We start from the raw sequence: 22,759 nt of genomic DNA on the forward strand, positions 1-22,759 counted from the left end.
TTGTCATGGCCCGCGCAGGCGGGCCATCCACGAATTTGCCAACAAGTGCGCAGGATTCGGCCAGAAACTCGCGGATCCCCCGCCACAGCCGACGAATGCCGGCATTCGCCGATAGCGGGGGATGACAAGTGAATGTGCAATGACGTCGCAAGCTAGGCTGCGGGCTTATGAGTCGGCACCCTAGATGGGCTTCCTCGGCAGGGGCAGGCTGACGACCCAGCAATAGCCGTCGGGGTCGAGGATATAGGCCTCGCGCATGCCGTGCGGCTTGTCGGCGGCCTCGGCCAGGACGACGTAATCCAATGCCTCCGCCCGCGCCACCGCCGCGTCGGGATCGAGATGATAGAGTCGGAGTTCCACCCCCGCCCCGCGCGGATGGTCGGCGGAGACGAGGCTCAGCAGCGGGTTGCTGTGATAGGTGCCGTCGGCATGCAGCATCCATTCCGCCAGGATCTGGCCGTTCACCCGATGCCGCAGAACGGCAAAGTCCTTATCCGCCGTGGCGATTTCCGCTAGCAGGATGTCGCGGGAGAAAGCCACCGTTCGCGCCACGTCGCGGACCAGCAGGTTGATGCCGAAGCCCTTGAGGGAACGGCCATAATCCTCGCCGCTGGGGAAATCGCGCTCGCTGCTGCTCATGGTCCGCTGGCTCGCTTTGGCTGTGGCTCGGCGCCATTCAGCCATTGCCGATGGCGCCGGGCAAGCCTGGGATCGTCACGGTACAATCCGGGGGCGGCAAGGTGCTAGACTGCGCCCCATGCCGATTCGTCTTTTGCCAGCCAATCTCGTCAACCAGATCGCCGCCGGCGAGGTCATCGAACGACCGGCCTCGGTGGTGAAGGAACTGGTGGAGAACGCGGTCGATGCGGGTGCCACCCGCATCGCCGTCGAACTGCGCGAAGGCGGCAAGAGCTTCATCAGCGTCACCGATGACGGCCATGGCATGGACCGGGCCGGGTTGGAACTCGCCATCCAACGCCATGCCACGTCGAAATTGCCGGATGACGATCTGGTCCATATCGGCTTCTTCGGTTTCCGTGGCGAGGCGCTGCCCTCGATCGGCGCGGTCGGGCGCCTTTCCATCGCCAGCCGCGCGCGCGGCGCCGAGCAGGCCTGGCTGATCCGGGTCGAAGGCGGCGAGAAGAGCGGGCCCGAACCGACCGCCTTGAGCGGCGGCACGCGGGTCGAATTGCGCGACCTCTTTTATGCCGTGCCGGCGCGCCTCAAATTCCTCAAGACCGCCCGCTCCGAGCAGAATGCGGTGGTGGAGATACTGGAACGCCTCGCCATGGCGCATCCGGAGGTGGCGTTCTCGCTCACGGACGATGGCCGCAACGTCCTGCGCCTCGACGCGGCGCAGGCGGAGTTGATGGACACGCCCGGTGCCGCGCGACTGAAGCGCCTTGGCGATGTGATGGGCCGCGACTTCGCCGACAATGCCGTGGCGCTGTCGGTCGAACGCGAGGGGATTCATCTGACCGGTTTCACGGGCCTTCCGACGCTCAACCGGGCGACGGCCTCGTCGCAATATCTCTTCGTCAACGGCCGGCCGGTGCGCGACCGGCTGCTGCAGGGGGCTATCCGCGGCGCCTATCAGGACTTCCTGGCCCGCGACCGGCACCCGCTGGTGGCTTTGTTCCTCGACTGCCCGCCGGAACTGGTCGATGTGAACGTGCATCCGGCCAAGGCCGAGGTGCGCTTCCAGGACCCGGCCCTGGTGCGCGGCCTCATCGTCGGCGCCATCCGCCGCGCGCTCGACGCCGCAGGGCACCGCGCCTCGACCACGGTGGCGGGTGCGGCGCTGGCATCTTTCGGCACGATGCCGGGTGTCGCCACGGCGATGCCCAATGCCTATCAGGCGATGCATGCGGGTCACGGCCAGGCGGGCCGCTTCAATGCCGGTGTCGTGCAGCAGGCGATGGCGGCCTTTGCACCCCTGTCGCCGGAGATGGCGCGGCCGAGCGGCATGGCGCCCGCGCCGCAGCAGGACAATGCGGCTCAGGACTATCCGCTGGGCGTCGCCCGCGCGCAGATTTTCAGCACCTATATCGTGGCCCAGACCAAGGACGGCATGGTCATCGTCGACCAGCATGCCGCCCATGAACGGCTGGTTCTGGAGCGGATGAAGGTGGCGTTGGCCGGCGGCGGCGTGAAGCGTCAGGCCCTGCTCATTCCGGAGATCGTGGAACTGCCGGAGAAACTGGTCGGCGCCTTGCTCGCGCGCAGCGTGGAACTCGAGGAATTGGGCCTTGCCATCGAAGCCTTCGGTCACGATGCCGTGGCGGTGCGCGAAGTGCCGGCCCTGCTCGGGCAAAGCGACGTCAAGGGCCTGGTCCGTGACCTCGCCGAGGAAATCGCGGAACTGGGTGCCGCCTTCAGCCTCAAGGAAAAGCTTGAGGATATCTGCGGCACCATGGCCTGTCATGGTTCGGTCCGCGCCGGGCGCCAGCTGCTGCCGGCGGAAATGGATGCGCTGCTGCGCCAGATGGAAGCTACCCCCCATTCCGGCCAATGCAATCACGGCCGCCCCACTTATGTGGAACTGAAACTCGCCGATATCGAGCGCCTGTTCGGCCGGCGATGATCGCGGAATCCGGACGGCCCAGACTGCCCGCGACCATCTGGATGCTGGGCCTCACCAGCCTGCTGATGGACGGTTCCAGCGAGATCGTGCATGCGGTCCTGCCGCTGCTGCTGGTCAATGGCCTGGGCAGCAGCGTCTTCCTGGTCGGCATCATCGACGGGCTCGCCGAGGCGACGGCATCGGTCACCAAGATTTTTTCCGGAGCGCTCAGCGACCATTGGCAAAGCCGCAAATGGATCGCCGCTTTCGGCTATGCCTTGAGCGCCTGTTCGAAAGCGCTCTTTCCCATCGCCACGACACCCCTGGCGGTCTTTTTCGGCCGCTTTGCGGACCGCTTGGGAAAGGGCATCCGTGGCGCCCCGCGCGATGCGCTGGTGGCGGATTGGGTGGCGCCGGAACATCGCGGCTATGCCTATGGCGTGCGGCAGGCGATGGACAATGCCGGTGCCGTCATAGGTCCGCTGCTCGCTATCCTGCTGCTGCAGCTTTACGCCGGCGACGTGACGCCGGTGCTGTGGTGGGCGGTGGTGCCCGCCATTCTATCCGTCTCGGTGATGACGGCCGGCGTCAAGGAGCCGGCGCCGGCCGGCCCGCGCATCAAGCGGCGCTTTCCCTTGCATGTCAGCGAGTTGCGCCAGCTCGGCCGGCCCTTCTGGCTGGCGATGGGTTTTCTCTTCGTATTGCTGTTGCCGCGCTTTTCCGAAGCGTTCCAGATCCTGCGCGCGCAGGATGTCGGTGTCAGCCCCGCCTGGGCGCCGATGGCTTTGGTGGTGATGAATCTGGTCTCCGTCCCGCTGACGCCATTGGCGGGCATCTGGTCGGACCGCGTGGGTCGCAACCGGGTGATTGCCATCGGGTTTATGCTGCTGATCTTGTCGCACGGTGCGATGGCGCTGGCGCAGGGACCGCTGCTGGTCTGGATCGGTGCCGGTTTGTGGGGCGTCCATCTTGCCTGCACGCAAGGCATCTTCTCGGCGCTGGTGGCGGATTACGCCCCGGCGCATCTGCGCGGCACGGCCTTTGGCGTGTTTAATCTTGCCGCTGGCATCGCGATCTTCGTCGGCTCGGCGGCGATGGGGCTTGCCTGGGATCGGCTGGGCGCGGGCACGGCCTTCGCCCTGGCGGCCGCCGTCAATATCGCTGGCCTCATCCTGTTCCTGCTGCCGGCCAGGACTCAGGCTGCGTGACGCAGGAAGAGAATGCGTGCCTTGCCGTAGCGGCGCTCGTCGATCGGCTGGAAGCCGGCCGGTAGGGTGAAGATATCGCGGTCGCCCATTTCCGCGACGATGAGCGCATGTCCGGCGATCCAGCCGCGCTCTTTCAGCGTCGTCAGTGCCGGCGCAATCAGATCCTGGGCGTAAGGCGGATCGAGGAAGACGAGATCGGCCGGCGTGAAGCGCTTGTAGCGGTGCGCCTCCGGCGGGTTGAGCGCGTCGCCCGGCACGATGGTGGTGCGCTCGGTTTCGTGGCAGGCGGCGACATTGCGCTTGATGCAATCGGCGGCGGCGCGGTCCTTCTCGAAGGCGATGAGGGATTTGGCGCCGCGTGAAAGCGCCTCAAGTCCCAGCGCACCCGATCCGGCGAAGACATCGAGTACCTTCGCTTCGGCCACCGCGTCAAAGCCGTGGACGAGGATGTTGAAGATCGCCTGCCGCGCGCGGTCGGAGGTGGGGCGGACGTCCTTTCCTTCCGGCACCGCCAGCCTGGTGCCGCGATGGCTACCTGAATCGACGCGCATTGCCCGAACCTGATTTGCCCGAACCTGATCTGCCTCTGGGTTTGTCGCCCTTCCCGCCGGCGCCGCGCGGCCTGCCGCCTCCTGGCTTGCCACCTGCCGGCTTCCATTGCTGGCGCGGGCGCTCATCGCGTTTCGAGAAATCTTCGCCCTCGGTCCGCGCGGGCATTGGCTTGCGGCGGGTCCCCGGTTGGGGCTTTTCCGGCTTGTTCCTGGCCCATCCGGGTTTGAGTCCGGCCTTGGGCGCGCGGTTCGGTGCTTCGGCACGCTGCGGCCGCTCGGTTCGGGCGGGCTCTTTCTCCCAGCCCTGCTTGTCGCTGCGCGCCAGGCGTGCATTGCGGCCGGGCCGCTGGTTGCGTGCTTGCGCGTCCTCGCGTTCCGGATGTCCATGTTCGGGACGGCCATGTTCCGGACGGCCGCCACGCGCCGCGTGCTTGGCGCGTGCGCGCCTGTCGGGACCGCGGTCGAAGGCCGGGCGCGCGGTGTAGGTCTCTTCGGCCTCGGCCTTTTCCGGCGGACGCCAGTCATTGCCGAAGCGCAGCTGCGTCTGCAACTGCTTGCCTTTGACTTCCTGCACCTGGCCTGGCTCCATTTCGCCCAATTGGAAGGGGCCGTAGCCGACGCGGATGAGGCGGCTCACCGGCCAGCCGAAATGCTGGCAGATACGGCGGATTTCGCGGTTCTTGCCTTCGGTGAGCGCCATGGTCAGCCAGGCATTGGCACCCTGCTGGCGCTCGAAGGCGGCGATGATCGGACCGTAGCGGACGCCCTCGATCGCGATCCCGTCCTTCAGGCCATCGAGCAGCTTGGGATCGAAGCGGCCGTTGACGCGCACGCGGTAGCGGCGGATCCAGGCAGTGGAGGGCAGTTCCAGCTTGCGTGCCAGTTCACCGTCATTGGTGAGGAGCAGCAGCCCTTCCGAATTGAGATCGAGCCTTCCGATCGAAATCACGCGCGGCATGTCGGCCGGCAGGTTTTCGAACACCGTGGCGCGGCCTTCCGGATCGTAGGCCGTCGTCATCAGGCCCTTGGGCTTGTAATAGAGCCAGACGCGGGTGAGCTGCTTTTCAGGGAGCGGCTTGCCGTCGACGAGGACGATGTCCTTGGGGCCGACATTCATCGCAGCACTGGTGAGGGGCTTGCCGTTGATGCTGACCCGGCCATTGGCGATCCAAACCTCGGCGTCGCGGCGCGAGCAGAGCCCGGCGCGCGCCATGACCTTGGCGATACGTTCGCCGGGCTGTTCCTTCCTTGGTCGCTTTTCCAGCTGGCTCATGCTGCTTTGGCCGCGTCGACGAAGGCGGTGAGGATCTTGCCGTCGCCGCCGGTGACGTGAAGCTCCGGGTGCCATTGCACGCCGAGACAGAATTTGTAACGCGGATCCTCGATCCCCTCGATGACGCCGTCCGGCGCCACCGCATTGACGACGACGCCGGCGCCGACCGATTTCACCGCCTGGTGATGTGCGCTGTTCACCGGCAGCTCCCTGCCGCCGACGATGCGCTGCAGCAGCGAACCCGGCGTCAGTTTCACCTTATGCCCGGCCTCGTCGCGCGGGTTGGGCTGTTCGTGGAGGAGGGAATCCTTCACCTCGTCCTCGATATGCTGGATCAGCGTGCCGCCAAGGATGACGTTGATGAGTTGCTCGCCCCCGCAGATGCCCAGCACCGGCTTGTTGCGCTTCAGCATCGCCTTGACGATGCCGAGTTCGAAGAAGGTGCGACCTTCCTTGGTGCGGACGGTGGCGTGCTTGGTGTTTTCCCCGAACAGGACCGGATCGACATCGAACCCGCCGCCGGTCACCAGCAGCCCGGCGATGGTGTCGGCATAGGCCTCGACCCGATCCGGCTCGTGCGGCAGGCAGAGCGGCAGGCCGCCAGCGGCGGAGACGGCCTGGGTATAGGTGGCGCGCAGGGAATAATGCGGCGCCTTGGAGAGCCCGCGCGGGGCATCGACATCCAAGGTGAGGCCGATGAGAGGGGTGGTCATGAATTGGCTCCAGATGATGGCAGCGGCGCCTCGCGGCGCGGCGGATCGGGCCAAGCTATTTCACAGACCATCAGCCGAAACAAGGGTATAGAGGGCATGGCCACCCCGCTTGACCGGCGGGGTAGGCGCGGCAAGACTGGAAAGATGACCGAAATTCACCCCCATCCCCCCGTCAATTTCATGGACCTTGCCTTCCGCCAGGCCGAGGCCGCCTTCGCCCGCGACGAGGTGCCGATCGGCGCGGTCCTGGTCGATCCCGCGACCGGCGAGGTGCTGGCCGCCGACCATAACAGGGTCGAGGAACTGCACGATCCCACGGCGCATGCCGAAATGCTGGTCATCCGCGCCGTCGCCATGAGCCGCAAGGAGAAGCGCCTGCCCTTCGCCGATCTCTATGTGACTCTGGAACCCTGCCCGATGTGCGCCACGGCGATCTCGTTTGCCAGGCTGCGGCGGGTGATCTACGGCGCCCCCGATCCCAAGGGCGGCGCCATCGAGAGCGGACCGAAGCTTTATACACTCCCTATTTGCCACCACCGCCCGCAGATCGTCGGCGGCAGCGGCGAGGAACGCAGCGCGGAACTGCTGCGGCGATTTTTCAAGGCGAGAAGGTAGCGCGCCTTCACTCACCTCATCGCCATGCCCGGGCTTGACCCGGGCATCAGTCAGCAATTGAAGGACGGGGCCCGGTCGCACCCGATCCCCGGGTCAAGCCCGGGGATGACGGTTTGCAGGCCGGAATGTTAGATCGGCAGTGAATCCTTGATCCGGTAGTAGAGGATCGACGGCGCCAGGAACCAGGGGTTGCCTTCATAGAGCGGCCGGGTCTGGAAGGGTACGTTGTCGAGCGGACTCTTGCCCTCCGCCTTGCCCAGGACCTGCTGGCCGATCTTCATGCCGAAATAGGTCGCGAGCGACACGCCCGAGCCGCAATAGCCCATCGCGTACCAGAGGCCGTCCTGTTTGCCAATATGCGGCAGGGTGTCGAATGTGTAGGCGACATAGCCCATCCAGCTATGCGTGACCTTGGCCGTCTTCGTCTCCGGGAAGACCAGCGACATCCAGTCATGGAGGCGCGGGGCGCTGACCCTGGGGTCGTTTTCCTTATAGGCGACGCGGCCGCCGAACAGGATGCGCTTCTTGTCCGGCGACAGGCGGTAATAGAAGACCAGCTTGCGCGTGTCGGAAATCATGCGGTTGGTCGGCAGCAGCCGGCCGGTGAGTTCCAGCGGCAATTCCTCGGTCGCGATGATGTAGCTGCCGATCGGGATGACGCGGCGGCGATGCCAGGGGGTGAGCGGGCCGGTATAGCCGTTGGTGGCGACGATCACGTCGCGGGCCGCGACCTTGCCGAGCGGTGTCGACACGCTGAAGCCGGCCCCATCCTTTTCGACTGTCCGCACCGGGCAATAGGCAACGACCTGAACACCGGCGACTTCGGCCAGGCGCAGCAGTTCGAGATGGTATTTGCCGGGATGAAGGGCCGCATGCTTCGTGTGCACGGCGCCGCCATGATAGAAGGGGCTGTCGATTTCCTTGGCTTGCTCGGCCTTCGGCACCATGAAGTAGGGGCTGGATAGATCCTTGGGCTGGGCGGCCAGGCTCTTGGCGAGGGCATCGTATTGTTTCGGATTGTGTGCGGCATGGAAACGGCCGCTCACTTCCCAGTCGCAAGCCAGGTTCTCGGACCCCACCAGATGGCCGATATATTCCAGCGCATTGAGACCCTCGCGGCGGATATTGCGGGCGGTCTCTTCGTTGAGCCGGCCGGAAAGCTCGCCGACGGTCGGCTTGATGCTGGTCGAGACCTGGCCGCCATTGCGGCTGGAACAGCCGAAACCGGCCGCCTCGGCATCCAGGACCAGGGTGGAGCGGCCGGCCTTGGCCGTTTCGCGGGCGGCCATGAGGCCGGTATAGCCGGAGCCGATGACCAGCACGTCGACCTTGGCGGGCAGGGTACTCACGCGCCGATCCGGGCGCGGCGCATCCTCCCACCAGAAGGACTCGTTCTTGTAGCCGGCGGCGAAAATGGAATCGGTCATGTCGATGCAGCTCCCCCAAGCCTGAAATCCGTGCGCCAAATTGATAAACTGGATCGCCGTGCGTTGCCAGGGTGCGGAAATTGTCTAGCCCAGCGGAATCTGCAATGGTGGCGTGAAGGAATGACACAAGCCATGGCGGACAGAAAATCAGATCGGCGCCCCAAGCGCCTCTCCATCGCGGATCTGGACCAGATCGCCCTCGATTATCTCGCGCGCTTCGCCACCAGCCGGAAGCGGGTCGAGGAGATGCTGACGCGGCGCGTGCGCAGATCGGCGCATTTCCATGGCGACGATCCGGCGCCGTTGCTGGCGGCCATTCCCGCAATCATTGCCAAGCTGGAGCGAAACCGCTTCCTTGACGATGAGAGCTTTGCCGGCATGAAGGCGGCGAGCCTCACGAGGCGCGGCACGTCGCGCCGCCAGGTCGGCGCCAAACTGGCGAAGCTCGGGATCGATCCGGATGCGCGCGGCAGGGCGATCGCCGGCTTGGTCGACGAATTCGGCAATGCCGAGGAAGCCGCGGCCATCGCCTATGCCAAGAGACGGCGCCTCGGCCGCTATCGGGCGCGTCACATCGCCGGCGAGCAGCGCATGGAACAGGCCAGGCGCGATCTTGCCGCTATGGCGCGGGCCGGCTTCGGCTTCGACCTCGCCAGGCGCGTCCTGGGAAGCGATATCGACATCGAAAGCGACGCGGAGTAAGCCTGCTGCCGCGCCAACTGGGGGAATGGGACATGAAGATCACTGCCATCCGCGCCTACCGGGTCGAACTGCCGCTGCATGAGGGCACCTATAAATGGTCCGGCGGCAACGCGGTGACCGTGTTCGATTCCACGGTCGTTGCCGTCGAGACGGATGCGGGCGTCACCGGCTATGGCGAGGTCTGCCCGCTTGGGCCGGCCTATCTCCCCGCCTATGCCGAAGGGGTGCGCACCGGCCTCAGGGAGATAGGGCCCAGGCTCATCGGCCTCGACCCTTGCGATCTCGGCGTGCTCAACCGGTGCATGGACCAGGCCCTGCGCGGGCACCCTTATGTCAAATCGGGCATCGATGTCGCCTGCTGGGACATCCTGGGCAAGGTTTCCGGCCTGCCGGTGGCAACCTTGCTGGGCGGTGCCTTCGGGCCCGATTTCGCACTCTACCGCGCCATCAGCCAGGAAAGCCCGGCCCAGATGGCGGCGCGCGTCGGCCAGTACCGGGCCGAAGGCTATACGAAATTCCAGCTCAAGGTCGGCGGCAACCCCGATACCGATATCGAGCGCATCGAAGCCTGCGCCGCCGAACTCGAATCCGGCGACGTGCTCATCGCCGATGCCAACACCGGCTGGCTGATGCACGAGGCGGCGCGTGTCGTGGATGCGGTGCGCGACATCGACGTCTATATCGAGCAACCCTGCATGTCCTACGAGGAATGCCTCTCCATCCGTCGCCGCACGGCGCGGCCTTTCGTGCTCGACGAGGTGATCGATTCCTTGAGCGCCGTCCTTAAAGGTCATGCCGATCTGGCGATGGACGTCATCAATCTCAAGATCAGCAAGGTCGGCGGCCTCACCCGTGCCAGGCAAGTTCGCGATCTCTGCGTGGCACTGGGAATTGCCATGACGATCGAGGATACATGGGGTGGAGATATCGCCACGGCCGCTATCGCGCATCTGGCGCACTCGACCCCGCCGGACCTGCTTTTCTCCGCGACCGATTTCAACTCCTACGTCACGCGCTCGATCGCGGAAGGAGGCCCGGTGCGACAGATGGGGCGCATGGCGGCGAGTGGCGCGCCGGGCCTCGGCATCGTGCCGCGTGCCCAGATTCTAGGCGATGCGGTCCTGCATATCGGCCCGCACATAGGAAGATAGACTGCGGCGATATCGAGGCTTGCGGTCGCCTCCCGCTCATGTAAGGTCGCAAAGACGGGAATTCTCCCGAGGATTTTCGGATTTGAGGAGTATTGTCCTCAATATGCATCCGTTCTGGTCCGTCCGAAAAGCGCTGCTGATCGCGCTGCCTCTTCTTGTTGCGCTGGCTGCAATCGCCATCACGGTGGGTGGCGTACTCATCGCGCAACGCGGAACGGATGCCGCCGCGCGCGTTCTGATGCGCAGCGCCAACGCGCATATCATCTCGCGGGCGACCGGATTCCTGGGTGAGGCGGAACGTGCCGCCGACGTAACCGCGAAGCTGATAAGCGACGGCACGCTGGTATCGCAGGACCGGGCGACATTGATGCGCTACATGTGGCAGCAATTGACGACGCATCCAACGCTGTCCGGCATGTATGTCGGTTACGAGGATGGCAGCTTCAACTATGTGATGCGCGTCGCCACCGTGGCCGGCGACCAGTTCATGTTCAAGTCGATCGACGTGCAGCGCCGCACGCGCGACACGTCCGTAACCTGGCGCGATGCATATTACGAAGTGATCACGCCCGAATCCGGGATCGTCGACGGGTTTGATCCCAGGCTCCGCCCCTGGTATGCGGCCGCCCAGCGCGGGCTCAACGACGGCTGGACGGAACCCTATATCTTCTGGACCACCAGACGGCCCGGCATCAGCGTTGCCCGCAACGCGACCTGTCCCGGCGAGATTGCCTGCGTCGTCGGCGTCGACATCACCTTGGCCGATCTATCGCAGTTCTTCGGCAAGCTGGAGGACGAAATCGAGGGGCGCGCCTTCCTGCTCACCGACCGGGGCCGCGTGATCGCCGCTTCGGAAATGACCGGCGGCGAGGTCGGCCGCAATCTGATGCGTAACCGCGCCCATGCCTTGCCGGAAGTGGCCGATATCGGTTCCTCCTTGCTGCGTGCCGTCTGGCGGGCGGCGATGTCGCCGGCGGGAACCTATCCGATCGGCTTCCGCGCCCTGGAATATGGTGACCGGGCCTATCTCGCCGAACTGGCGCCGGTCGATTTCCACGGCCTCTCCTGGCTGGTCGGCGTGGCGGTTCCGCGCGCCGGGCCGCTCGGCTGGTTCGCCGGGGTCAGCAATTCGATCATCTGGTTCGTCCTCGTCATCACGCTCGTCACGGTGCTCTCCGCCATGGCGCTTTCGCAGCCGATCGTGGCGGGTCTCAAGCGCCTGGAGCGCAATGCGCAGAAGGTACGCGGCGGCGACTTCCAGCATCTCGCGGTGCCGGTTGGCGGCTTCAAGGAAATCCGGCGGACCGAGGAAGCCCTGCTCGACATGGCGCACAATCTCGAATCGCAGATGCAGGCGACGCAGCTGGCACTCGACGAGGCGATCCGCGCCGGCCAGACCAAGTCCGAATTCCTGGCGCATATGAGCCACGAGCTGAGGACGCCGCTCAACGGCATCATCGGCTTCTCCGAACTGCTGGAAATGAATGTCGGCGCCAAGCTCGACGAGCGCGAGCGCTCTTACGTCGCGGACATCATCGGGCTGGGCCGCCATCTGCAGCACCTCATCGAGCAGGTGCTGGAATTCGCCCGGCTCGAAGGCGAAGGGCAGGGACCCTCCGGGGAGCCGGTGCGGCTCGCCGACATAGCCGACAGCATCAGGCGCATGCTGGCGCGCAACTGCACCGACAAGCAGATCGGCTGGGTCAGCAATATTCCGGCCGATATCGAGGTGCGGATCGACGAGACGCCCTTGCGTCAGATCCTCACCAACCTGCTCACCAACGCGGTCAAATATACCAGGGCCAACGGCCGGATCGCCATCGACGCCGCCCGGCTGGAAAGCGGCTCGGTCGAACTCACCATCCGGGATACGGGTATCGGCATGAATGCCGATGAGTTGCGCAATGCCTTCGTTCCTTTCTCGCGTTCGCTCCGGAATCCCTACGTTGCCGCCAACAGCGGTGTGGGCCTCGGTCTGCCGATCACCAAGATGCTATGCGACCGCCTGCGGATAGCCATCACGCTCGACAGCACGCCGGACGTGGGGACGAGTGTGCGGATCGTCATCCCGCAGACGGCGGTGCGCGCCAATGCGGGGAGCGGCATGCAACCACCCAAACACGGACAGGAATTTCGTCAAGAGCCAGCGCGCTCCGACGCGTGAGTTTCGTTGCGGCGGCGGGCCCGGAGCAGTGCCGGCCCGAACACATGCCCCGCACGAGACATACATGGATCATCTGTGAATTGTCGGCGCCGGCAGGAAATTAAGCGCCTGTTAACCTGACTCTATGCCGCATTAACATGCAAACAAAATACATCTTAAATGGCTTGGCTGGCGATTCTTGAATCGTATGTTTCCGATGGGAAGTTGAGGTTCCATGTCACCTCGCTCGGTACAATGCAGTTCGTCGAATGAACATGCGCATCGTCTCGTTCGTTCGCGCTGGCAAGGGATGAACGTCAATCGCCCGTAGAGGATTTGCCGCATGCGACTTTCCCTGCGCTCAATGGTGACGTTGGCAACCGGCGTTCCGATTGCCATCTCTTTCGTGGCGGTCGCCGTCATGGTCCTTCCTCTGTGGCAGGAATATCGCCACGCCAACAAACTCATCCGCTTCGACAGCCGTCTCGGGACCGCCATTTCCGCCCTGGCGCGCGAACGCGGCATCACGGCCGCGATTCTGTCCGACCCTGGACATGCGAGTGCGGCTGAGGCGGGGGAGATAATGCGTCTGCGGAGCGAGATCGATCCGGCGATCGAGGAAGTCCTTCATGGGCTGGGGCAGGATCCGGCGGCAACAGGGCTGCTGGCCCGCCTGGGCAAGGCGCGGATCGCCTATGCCGGGATCCAGGATATCCGCAAGGAAGTGGATGACCTGCTGTCCGCGGGCGGTGAGACGCAGAGGGCCGCGCGGGAATCCACGCAGGAAGCCACTTTGTCGGGCGATGCCTGGATCGCCGCCATGACGGAGCTGATCGAGGCCTGGCAGAACGTTCGATTGGCCTTGCTGCGGAATGCCGGCTCGAGCGATACGACGTTCCAGGATCTGCAGATGCTCAGCTATTTCGCATGGAGCGTCGCCGAACATGCCGGCCGCGAGCGGGCGATGATCGGCATGCTGATCGCATCCGGGTCCGCGATCGATTTCGCGAGCAACGAGAGGCTGCAGCACAATCGCGGCGAGACGCAGTTTGCCTGGCAGATGGCCTCCCTGCTGGCCGATGCCGTCAGCGCCGAGCCCGGCCTGCCCGAAACGGCGCGGGCCGCCAGCAACGGCTATTTCATCCAGTTCGAGGAGCTGCGCCGCTCCGTGATCGCCGCCGGGCTCGCCGGGCAGGCATATCCGGTGGATTCCGCCGCCTGGTTCGCGGCGGCGAGCCACGCTATCGACGGTTTCCGGTCGCTGGAGGTGCGGGCCGGCCTGGCCACGGCGCGGCTCCGCGACGAGGCTTTCTGGCGCACGCTCAACATCATCGTCCTGGTAGCCCTTCTCGGTGTCTTCGTCGTCATATCCGCAATCGGTGCGATCTATCTGGTGAAGCGCCGCATTTTCGATCCGGTCAGGCTGATGACGCATGCGACGCGGAGCTTCGCGCGCGGCGACTACACGGCAGCCATTCCGAAGGCGGTCGGACACAATGAGATAGAAGATATGACCGCGGCGGTTGGCGAAATGCGCGACAACGCCATCGCGCGCGCCCAGCTTGAGGCGGAACTTCGATGCGCCAGGGATCTCGCCGAAACGGCGAACCGGGCGAAATCCCAGTTCCTGGCCAATATCGGCCATGAGCTGAGGACGCCGTTGAACGCCGTTATCGGCTTCAGCGAGCTTATCCTGCGCGAGTCCGTCAATGGCAGCAGATACCGCGAGTACGCCCGCGATATCAATGAAAGCGGCCATCACCTGCTTGAGATCATCAACGATATTCTCGATATGTCGCGCATCGACATCGGCGCCATGAACCTCGAACGGCGGGAGACGGACCTTGCAGAACTGCTCGTGCATTGCGCCCGCTGCTATGCCGACAAGGCAAGGCAGAAGGAACAGCATCTCGTCCTCGATATCGATCCGCTGCCCATGCTCGAGCTGGACCAGAACCGGGTCGTTCAGATGGTCAAGAACCTGCTATCCAATGCGATAAAATTCACCCCGAAGGGCGGCACCGTCCGCCTGCGCTGCGGGGTGGCTTTGGGCTTCGCCTATATCGAAGTGAGCGATACCGGCGCCGGCATGGCCAGTACCGATATCGTCAGGGCGCTCGAAGCGTTCAGCCAGCTGGATGCCGGACTGGAGCGGCGCTATGAGGGAACCGGGCTCGGCCTGCCGATCGCCCGGGCGATAGCGGAGCTGCACAATGGACGCCTGGAGGTCCACAGCGAGCTTGGCCGGGGAACCACGGTCAGGGTCTCGCTGCCGATCCGCGAAGGGGCCGATACGCGCCCGATAAATCTAAGGAATTCATGCGCCTTGTCGTGATGGGCGGCAATCTTAACTGAATCCGACTTTACTGTACCGTCTGGACGGTATAGTTTGCGCGCCGCAGCAGACTGAACCGGCTAGTCCAATTTCATTCATGAGCACTCGAGAACAGATCATCGATGCCGCCCTGAGCGTGGTGCGTGCGCAAGGGGTATCGGCGCTCACCCTTGACGAAGCGGCGCGCGTGGCCGGCATCAGCAAGGGCGGCGTGCTCTATCATTTCAAGAGCAAGGAAGCGCTCATCCAGGGCATGGTGGCGCGTCTGGCCGGGCAGTGCGAAAGCCTGCAGCAATCCCATTACGACCAGTTGACGCCGGGACCCAACCGCTGGGCGCGTGCCCTGGTCGAGACGTCCTTCGATCCGGCGGCGCCGACCACGGATCCGGCCGGCTGCGCGCTGCTGGCGGCGATCGCCACCAATCCCAGCCTGCTCGAACCTCTGGAAGGCACGATCGACACCGCCTTTCGCCGCCTCACCGCGGATTCGCAGGATCCAAGCATGGCCCTGCTGGTGGCGCTCGCCATGGATGGCCTGTGGCTGCACCGCCTGGTGGGGTCGCCGGTGATCGACGAAACGCGCCGCCTCGCCATCCGCGAGAAAGCGCTGGAACTGTTGAGCGAGGAAGGTGCGGTCGACATGCCGCCCAAGATTCATCATTCCGCCCGATAACAAGAAAAGACAAGACGAGAGCCAGGAGACCGACATGAACGCTCCATCCCCGACCAAAGCGATCCTGCGCAGCATTTTCAGCTGGAAGATGCTGTTCATGCTGATCGGCAGCGTGGCTATCTTCGGCGGAGTCTTCTTCAAGATCTTTTCCGGTTTCGCGGCGATGCAGGCAGCGATGCTCAACGCGCCGGTGCCGGTCGTCAACGTGACGGCGCAGCCGGCCGAATCGCAGGATTGGGGCATCGAAGTGTCCGCCATCGGTGTCCTGGAGGCCAATCGCGGTGTCGATGTGACCACGTCGGTCGCCGGCCTGGTCCAGCAGATCAAATTCGAATCCGGCGAAAAGGTAGGCCAAGGCCAGGTTCTGGTGCAGCTCGATGCCGATGTCGAACGCGCCAATCTGGCGAGCGCGCAGGCCTCGCTGAAACTTGCCAGGGCCGATCTGGAGCGCGGCCAGTCGCTGCGCAGCACCGACAACATCTCGAAGGCGACCCTTGAGCAGCGCCAGTCGCAATATGAAGTTGCCTCGGCCGAAGTGGCGGCCCTCTCCGCCCAGATCGAAAAGAAGGTGATCGGCGCTCCCTTCAACGGCGTGCTCGGTATCCGCAAGGTCAATGTCGGCCAGTATCTCGATGCCGGCAATCCGATCGTCAACATCCAGGATCTGAGCAAGATGCTGGTCAATTTCAGCGTCTCGCAGAAGGACCTGTCCGATCTCAAGGTGGGCCAGGCGATCCGCATGTCGACCGATGCCTATCCGGTCAGCTCGTTCGACGGCACGATCTCGGCCATCGAGCCGCTCATCAACCAGGAAACCGGCATGGTCGAAGTGCAGGGCTCGTTCGACAATCCACAAGGATTGCTGCGTCCCGGCATGTTCGCGAAGCTCGCGATCCTGCTGCCCACGCGCATGCAGGTCGTGGTCGTGCCGCAGACCGCGATCAGCTACAGCCTTTATGGCGACTTCGTCTATATCGCCAAGGAAGGCAAGGCGGAGACGGGCGAGGCTGTCACCACCGTCGAGCGCCGGATCGTCAAGAGCGGCGAGCGGCGCAACGGCGTGGTCCTCATCGAAGAGGGCTTGAAGGCGGACGAAGTGGTCGTGACGTCGGGCCAGTTGAAGCTCGATTCCGGCACGCGCGTTGCCATCGTCAAGGACGAAACGTTGGTGGTGCCCGAAGAAGTGCCGGTGGAGTGAGGCCGCAATCATGTTCGATATCTTCATCAAGCGGCCGGTCCTGGCGACCGTCATCAGCCTCCTCATTCTGCTCCTGGGGCTGCAATCGATCTTTTCGCTGCAGGTCCGCCAGTATCCGGAGCTGTTCAACACGACGATCTCGGTCACGACGACCTTTCCGGGCGCCGACGCCGACCTGATGCAGGGCTTCATCACCGACCCGATCCAGAAGGCGGTGGCGACGGCGGACGGCATCGACTATCTGGTCTCGCGTTCCTATGCCGGCACCAGCGTGGTGACGGTGCATGTGCGCCTCAACGAAGACCCCGACGCGGCGATGACCGCCGTGACGGCCAAGGTCAACCAGACCCGCTCCGTGCTGCCGCGCGGCATCAACGACCCGGTCATCGTGAAGTCCACCGGTGATCAGTTCGCTTCCATGTACCTGGCCTTCTCCAGCGACCAGATGAGCCCGGGCCAGATCACCGACTATGTCAGCCGCGTGATCCAGCCGAAGCTCTCGACCGTGCCCGGCGTCGCCGATCCGGAATTGCTGGGCGGCCAGAAATTCGCCATGCGCATCTGGCTCGATCCGATCAAGATGGCGCAGCACAGCATCTCCGCGGCCGAGGTCGTCGCCGCGATCGAAGCCAACAACTATCTGGCTGCTGCCGGCAGCGCCAAGGGCTATTTCGATGTCGTCGGCACCACCGCGCGCACCGATCTGCGCAGCGAGGAACAATTCCGCGAGCTGGTCGTGCGCAACGAAGGCACGCAGCTGGTCCGCATGTCGGACATCGCCAATATTCAGCTTGGCCCGGAAAGCACCGATACCTCGGTGTTCGTCAACGGCGACAAGGCGGTCTTCATCGGCATCAAGACGACGCCCGATGCCAACCCGCTGACCGTCATCGACGATGTTCGTGAAATGATTCCAAGCTTGGAGACCAATCTTCCCGCCGGCATGAAGATGCAGGTCGCCTACGATTCGACGATCTTCATCCGCGCCTCGATCGAGGAAGTGATGAAGACGATCGGCGAAGCGGCGCTCATCGTCATGGTCGTCATCTTTCTCTTCATGGGATCGATGCGCTCGGTCCTCATTCCGCTCGTCACCATGCCGCTGTCGCTGGTCGGCGTCTGTCTCTTCCTGCTGATCCTGGGTTTCTCCATCAATCTCCTGACCCTGCTGGCCATGGTGCTCGCCATCGGCCTCGTCGTCGACGATGCGATTGTCGTGGTGGAAAACGTCCACCGGCATATCGAGGAGGGCCTGTCGCCATTCCAGGCATCGCTGGTGGGCACGCGCGAAATCGCTGGCCCGGTCATCTCGATGACCATAACGCTGGCTGCCGTCTATGCTCCGATCGCCTTCATGTCGGGCCTCACCGGCGCGCTGTTCAAGGAGTTCGCGCTGACCCTGGCCGGTGCCGTCATCGTTTCCGGAATCATCGCGCTCACCTTGTCGCCGATGATGTGTTCGAAGCTATTGAAGCACGATTCGAACAAGCGCGGACTGGCGCACCGGATCGACGTCACCTTCGACGCGCTGCGCCGTTTCTATCTGCGCCTGCTGCACGCCTCCTTGCGCGACCGGGCGGCCACGATTGTCTTCGCGTTCATCGTTTCGGGCGTCCTCTTCATGCTGTTCCAGGTGATCCAGCGCGAACTGGCGCCGACCGAGGATCAGGGGGCCGGCTTCATGGCCTATTCGGGCCCGACCGATGCCAACCTTGACTATATGGACCGCTATGGCGACGCGATGAAGCAGAGCGTCCAGAAAATCCCCGAGATCAGCGGCTTCTTCACCATCAACGGTACCGACGGCACCAATCAGGGCTTCGGCGTCGCGGTGCTGAAAACCTGGACCGAACGCGTCCGCGATCAGGCCGCCGTGCTGCAGGATCTCACCGGGCTGCTCGGCGCCATCTCCGGCATCAACGCCGCGGTCTTTCCGGTGCCCTCCCTGCCGGGTGCCGATGGCGTGCCGATCCAGTATGTCATCAATACCACCGCCGATTACCGCACATTGAACGATGTGGTGGGCCGCTTCATGGAGCGGTTGAAGGCGAGCGGCATGGTGATCTTCTATTCCGACACCGACCTGAAGTTCGAGAAGCCGCAGACGATCGTCGAAATCGACCGCGACAAGGCCGCCGCCTATGGCGTGACCATGGCCGAAATCGCGCAGACATTGGCCACGATGACCGGCGGCAACTACGTGAACCTGATGAATCTCTACAACAAGAGCTATCAGGTCATCCCGCAGGTGGCGCGTATCGATCGCCTCGATCCCGCCAGGCTCGGCGATTTCTATGTCAAGACGGCGAGCGGCGACACCATTCCGCTGGGCAGCCTGGTCAGTCTGCGCCAGGAAGTGCAGCCGATCGCGCTCAACCAGTTCAACCAGCAGAATGCCGTGACGATCCAGGCCGTCATGATGTCGACCCTTGGCGACGCGTTGGCCAAGATGGATGAGATCGCGGCCGAAGTCCTGCCCGAAGGCTTCACGGTCGACTATGCCGGCCAGTCGCGCCAGTACATTCAGGAAGGAAGCGCCTTCTACTTCACCTTGGCTTTCGCCATCGCCATCATCTATCTGGTGCTGGCGGCGCAGTTCGAAAGCCTGCGCGACCCGATCGTCATCATGATCAGCGTGCCGCTCTCGGTCTGCGGGGCGCTCATCCCGCTGGCGCTCGGCTATTCGACCATGAACATCTACAGCCAGGTCGGTCTCGTGACGCTTGTCGGCCTCATCACCAAGCACGGCATCCTTATCTGCGAAGTGGCCAAGGAGCAGCAGGAGAAGTTCGGCAAGAGCAAGCTGGAGGCGGTCGAGATCGCCGCCGGCCTGCGGCTGCGGCCCGTGCTGATGACGACGGCGGCGATGGTCGCCGGCCTCATCCCGCTGATGTTCGCCAGCGGTGCTGGTGCGGCCAGCCGCATGTCGATCGCGATCGTCATCGTGGCCGGCATGAGTGTCGGCACTTTGTTCACGCTGTTCGTCCTGCCGGTCTTCTACACCTTCCTGGCGTCGAACCATGCCAGGAAGAAGCAGGACGACAAGCCGGAACATCAGTCCGCGCATGAAGGACCCGTCTATCCCGCCACGATCGAGGGCTAGGTCGGCGGTATAATCGGCAAAACGGCCGGGGCACACCTTGCCTCGGCCGTTTTTCTATCTATATGCTAGGGGCCGATGGCAGTTCATCGACTGGCGAGGATTCTGAACTGGCAACGATCTTGCGCAAACTGTTCGCGACATTGCTGACGCTTTCTTTGCTGGGCGGCCTGTTTCTGGCGGTGCCGCAGGCGGTGGCCGCCATCCAGCCGGTTGAGAGCGCGCACCACGGCTTGAGCATGACCCAGCCGGCCGACTGCGAGCATCACGCGCCCAAGCAGACGAACAAGCAGGCCGACTTTTCCTGTTGCATCACCGGTCATTGCCCGATGCTGGGGCAGGGCATCCTGCCGATGGCGGGATACCGCCCGCAGCCGATGATCAAGCCGCTGTTGCGGCCGGCCTCTTTCTTGGCTGATATCGGCATCGAATCCGGCCCCGACCTCAGGCCGCCGAGAATTCTCGTCTGACGCGGCCTCATCCGCGCGGTCCGCAAATGGCCGGCGCGTTTTTTCGTCTCGTTCTATGGGAATGACCTATGTCTCTATCCATCTCGCGCCGCGTCCTGCTGGGCGGCGGCGCCGCTCTTGCAACCATCGCGACGCTGCCGCGCCTGCCTCTGGCGGCCGCGCCCCTCAAGCTTGCCATCACCCGGCGGTCGCTGGAGGTGAACGGCAAGGCCGCCTCGGTTTTCGGTATCCAGCAGCCCGACGGCACGCACGGCCTCACCCTGGCCCCGGATCAGCGTTTCCTGGTCGACCTCGCCAACGAGGCCGGCGAGGATGCGATCATTCATTGGCACGGCATGACGCCGCCATATCTGCAGGACGGTGTTGCCGACAAGGAACGTCCGCTCGTCAAGCCGGGTGCCACCGCCGCCTACGATTTCGTTCCCCGTACCGGCACGCATTGGATGCACTCGCATCACGGCCTGCAGGAACAGCGGCTGATGGCGGCCCCTCTCATCGTCCACGGCGCCGACGATCTGAAGGCCGACATGCAGGAGGTCGTCGTCCTGCTGCACGACTTCACCTTCCGCGATCCGGCCGAGATCCTGGCCGACCTCGGTGCCTCCGGCGGCACGTCTCATGCCGGGCATGACATGTCCGGCATGGATATGAGCGGCACGGATATGGAGGGAATGGATATGGAGGGGATGGACCATGGCACCGGCATGGATGCCGGCATGGCCATGGACCTCAACGACGTGAATTACGACGCCTATCTCGCCAACGACCGGACGCTCGCCGATCCGCTGGTGGTGCGCACGGAACGCGCGGGCCGCGTTCGGCTGCGCCTCATCAATGGTGCAACCTCGACGGCGTTTCACATCGATCTGGGGAGTCTCGTCGGCACCGTCGTCGCGGTCGATGGTAACCCCGTCCGGCCTTCGAGCGGACGGCGCTTCCCGATGACCATGGGACAGCGCCTGGACATCGTCATCGATCTTCCGAAAGACGGCGGCGCCTTCCCGATCCTCGCCGAACGCGAAGGTGCCGTCGAACGTGCCGGCCTCATCCTGGCGACGAAGGATGCGCCCATCGCCAAGATCGGGGAGAAGGGAGAGAAGGCGGCCGGCCCGATCTCGGTCGATTTCGAACGCCAGCTTTCAGCGGTGCAGCCGCTGGCTGCCAAGGATGCGGCGGCAAGGCTTCGCATCACCCTCAACGGCACCATGTCGCCCTATGTCTGGTCGATCAATTCGGAAATTTTCGGCCAGCATCATCCGTTGGAAGTGAGCGAGGGCCAGCGCGTCATCGTCGAGATGGTCAACCAGAGCATGATGGCGCATCCGATGCATCTGCACGGCCATCATTTCCAGGTCGTGGGTATTGACGGTAGCGCCTTTCAGGGCGCCATGCGCGATACCGTCCTGGTGCCCATCGGCGGTTCGGTGAGCATCGCCTTCGATGCCGACAATCGCGGCCGCTGGCCCTTGCACTGCCACAATCTCCTGCACATGGCGACCGGCATGATGACGGAAGTGGCGTACGTCTAGGGCGTCTCCGGCTTTCTCTACTCTTCGCAAACGAAACGGGGCCCTTCCGGGCCCCGTCTTGTGCCGATTGCGGCCGCTTTCGGCTCAGTTGGCCGGCTGGTAGATCTGGTCGAAGGTTCCGCCATCGCCGAAATGCTCCGGCTGGGCTTTCTTCCAGCCGCCAAAGACCTCGTCGATCGTGATGAGGTTCACTTTCGGGAAATCCTTCTCATGGATGGCCGCTACGGTTGGATCGGTCGGGCGATAGAAATTCCTGGCGGCGATCTCCTGACCCTCTGGCGAATAGAGATAGTCGAGATAGGCTTCCGCCGCCTTGCGCGTGCCGTGCTTGTCGACGATCTTGTCGACCATGGCCACCGGCGGTTCGGCGAGAATGCTGATACTGGGCACGACGATGTCGAACTGGTCCGGGCCCAGCTCCTTCACGGCGAGGAAGGCCTCGTTCTCCCAGGCCAGCAGCACGTCGCCGATACCGCGCTGGACGAAGGTCGTGGTCGCACCGCGGGCACCCGAATCCAGCACCGGCACATGCTTGAAGAGTTCCCGCACGAAGGTCTTGGCCGTCTCGGGCGACCCGCCTGGCTGCTTCAGCGCCCAGCCCCAGGCCGCCAGATAGTTCCAGCGCGCACCGCCCGAGGTCTTCGGGTTCGGTGTGATCACTTCGACGCCGTCCTTCACCAGATCGCCCCAATCCTGGATGCCCTTCGGATTTCCTTTCCGAACCAGGAAAACGATGGTCGAGGTGTAGGGCGATGAATTATGCGGCAGCCGGGTCTGCCAATCCGCCGGCAGCAAGCCGCCCTTGGCGGCGATCTCGTCGATATCGTAGGCGAGAGCCAGGGTAACCACATCGGCCTCCAGTCCGTCGATCACGGCGCGGGCCTGTTTGCCCGACCCGCCATGGGAGGCCTCGATGCTGAGATCCTCGCCGGTCTCCTTCTTCCAATGCGCCGCGAAGGCCTCGTTGAACGCCTTATAAAGCTCGCGCGTCGGGTCGTAGGATACGTTGAGCAGGCTGGTTTCCGCCCGCGCCACGAACGGCAAGACAGTCGTGGCGATGGTGGCCAGCGCCACGGCAATCGAAAGAGAACGTCTCGAAATCAACATC

General features: G+C 64.2%; 18 protein-coding genes. 12 read left to right on the top strand and 6 right to left on the bottom strand.

Annotation, left to right across the window (positions count from 1 at the left end):
• Positions 1 to 180: 180 nt before the first annotated feature.
• Positions 181 to 639: a VOC family protein gene (locus ACE3TY_RS01385; protein ID WP_374650186.1), complete on the bottom strand. Its 459-nt coding sequence runs from the start codon at positions 637 to 639 to the stop codon at positions 181 to 183.
• 118 nt (positions 640 to 757) lie between these two features.
• On the opposite strand from ACE3TY_RS01385, the gene mutL reads away from it, so the two are divergent.
• Positions 758 to 2,584, top strand: a complete 1,827-nt coding sequence (gene mutL, locus ACE3TY_RS01390) for a DNA mismatch repair endonuclease MutL (RefSeq protein WP_374650188.1) — start codon at positions 758 to 760, stop codon at positions 2,582 to 2,584.
• Entirely contained in the window at positions 2,581 to 3,771 is a 1,191-nt protein-coding gene (locus tag ACE3TY_RS01395; RefSeq protein ID WP_374650190.1) for an MFS transporter, read from the top strand. The genes mutL and ACE3TY_RS01395 overlap by 4 nt, the downstream gene beginning before the upstream one ends.
• Here the strand turns inward: ACE3TY_RS01395 and rsmD are convergent.
• Genes rsmD through ACE3TY_RS01410 form a run of 3 tightly spaced genes read right to left on the bottom strand, consistent with a single transcriptional unit; the run spans position 3,759 to position 6,308 of the window.
• Entirely contained in the window at positions 3,759 to 4,322 is a 564-nt protein-coding gene (rsmD, locus tag ACE3TY_RS01400; protein WP_374650192.1) for a 16S rRNA (guanine(966)-N(2))-methyltransferase RsmD, read from the bottom strand. The two genes, ACE3TY_RS01395 and rsmD, sit on opposite strands and share 13 nt — an antisense overlap.
• Positions 4,303 to 5,595, bottom strand: a complete 1,293-nt coding sequence (locus ACE3TY_RS01405) for a pseudouridine synthase (RefSeq protein ID WP_374650194.1) — start codon at positions 5,593 to 5,595, stop codon at positions 4,303 to 4,305. The genes rsmD and ACE3TY_RS01405 overlap by 20 nt, the downstream gene beginning before the upstream one ends.
• Entirely contained in the window at positions 5,592 to 6,308 is a 717-nt protein-coding gene (locus ACE3TY_RS01410) for a gamma-glutamyl-gamma-aminobutyrate hydrolase family protein (protein WP_374650196.1), read from the bottom strand. Before ACE3TY_RS01410 ends, ACE3TY_RS01405 begins: the two co-directional genes overlap by 4 nt.
• 144 nt (positions 6,309 to 6,452) lie before the next feature.
• Between ACE3TY_RS01410 and ACE3TY_RS01415 the strand changes: the two genes are divergently transcribed.
• Positions 6,453 to 6,923 carry a nucleoside deaminase gene (locus tag ACE3TY_RS01415; RefSeq protein WP_374650197.1) on the top strand — a complete coding sequence of 157 codons (471 nt, stop codon included), beginning with the start codon at positions 6,453 to 6,455 and terminating at the stop codon, positions 6,921 to 6,923.
• A 128-nt stretch (positions 6,924 to 7,051) separates the two neighbouring features.
• On the opposite strand, the gene ACE3TY_RS01420 is transcribed toward ACE3TY_RS01415, so the two are convergent.
• Complete coding sequence (locus tag ACE3TY_RS01420) at positions 7,052 to 8,350, bottom strand: NAD(P)/FAD-dependent oxidoreductase (RefSeq protein WP_374650199.1); 1,299 nt, start codon at positions 8,348 to 8,350, stop codon at positions 7,052 to 7,054.
• Positions 8,351 to 8,482: 132 nt separating this feature from the next.
• On the opposite strand from ACE3TY_RS01420, the gene ACE3TY_RS01425 reads away from it, so the two are divergent.
• The 9 genes from ACE3TY_RS01425 (at position 8,483) to ACE3TY_RS01465 (ending at position 21,651) form a co-directional block, all read left to right on the top strand.
• The gene (locus tag ACE3TY_RS01425; protein ID WP_374650201.1) at positions 8,483 to 9,052 is read left to right on the top strand and encodes a regulatory protein RecX; all 570 of its coding nucleotides are present in this window, start codon (positions 8,483 to 8,485) and stop codon (positions 9,050 to 9,052) included.
• Positions 9,053 to 9,084: 32 nt separating this feature from the next.
• A complete protein-coding gene (locus ACE3TY_RS01430; protein WP_374650203.1) occupies positions 9,085 to 10,203 on the top strand; it encodes a cis-3-hydroxy-L-proline dehydratase in 1,119 nt (372 codons plus the stop codon).
• Positions 10,204 to 10,285: 82 nt separating this feature from the next.
• Positions 10,286 to 12,367, top strand: coding sequence for an ATP-binding protein (locus ACE3TY_RS01435; protein WP_374650205.1), 2,082 nt, complete (start codon positions 10,286 to 10,288; stop codon positions 12,365 to 12,367).
• A 322-nt stretch (positions 12,368 to 12,689) separates the two neighbouring features.
• A complete protein-coding gene (locus tag ACE3TY_RS01440; RefSeq protein ID WP_374650207.1) occupies positions 12,690 to 14,681 on the top strand; it encodes an ATP-binding protein in 1,992 nt (663 codons plus the stop codon).
• A 97-nt stretch (positions 14,682 to 14,778) separates the two neighbouring features.
• The gene (locus tag ACE3TY_RS01445) at positions 14,779 to 15,354 is read left to right on the top strand and encodes a TetR family transcriptional regulator (protein WP_374650209.1); all 576 of its coding nucleotides are present in this window, start codon (positions 14,779 to 14,781) and stop codon (positions 15,352 to 15,354) included.
• A gap of 34 nt (positions 15,355 to 15,388) precedes the next feature.
• Positions 15,389 to 16,552 (top strand): efflux RND transporter periplasmic adaptor subunit, encoded by a 1,164-nt coding sequence (locus ACE3TY_RS01450; RefSeq protein WP_374650211.1) that lies wholly within the window; start codon positions 15,389 to 15,391, stop codon positions 16,550 to 16,552.
• Positions 16,553 to 16,562: 10 nt separating this feature from the next.
• Positions 16,563 to 19,655 (top strand): efflux RND transporter permease subunit, encoded by a 3,093-nt coding sequence (locus ACE3TY_RS01455; protein WP_374650213.1) that lies wholly within the window; start codon positions 16,563 to 16,565, stop codon positions 19,653 to 19,655.
• A gap of 119 nt (positions 19,656 to 19,774) precedes the next feature.
• Positions 19,775 to 20,122 carry a hypothetical protein gene (locus tag ACE3TY_RS01460; RefSeq protein ID WP_374650215.1) on the top strand — a complete coding sequence of 116 codons (348 nt, stop codon included), beginning with the start codon at positions 19,775 to 19,777 and terminating at the stop codon, positions 20,120 to 20,122.
• A gap of 68 nt (positions 20,123 to 20,190) precedes the next feature.
• Positions 20,191 to 21,651 (top strand): multicopper oxidase family protein, encoded by a 1,461-nt coding sequence (locus tag ACE3TY_RS01465; protein ID WP_374650217.1) that lies wholly within the window; start codon positions 20,191 to 20,193, stop codon positions 21,649 to 21,651.
• A gap of 84 nt (positions 21,652 to 21,735) precedes the next feature.
• Here ACE3TY_RS01465 and ACE3TY_RS01470 read toward each other — a convergent pair whose 3' ends face one another.
• The gene (locus ACE3TY_RS01470) at positions 21,736 to 22,758 is read right to left on the bottom strand and encodes a sulfate ABC transporter substrate-binding protein (protein WP_374650219.1); all 1,023 of its coding nucleotides are present in this window, start codon (positions 22,756 to 22,758) and stop codon (positions 21,736 to 21,738) included.
• Position 22,759: the final 1 nt, after the last annotated feature.

The organism is Dongia sp., assembly GCF_041918875.1.
Classification (GTDB): domain Bacteria; phylum Pseudomonadota; class Alphaproteobacteria; order Dongiales; family Dongiaceae; genus Dongia.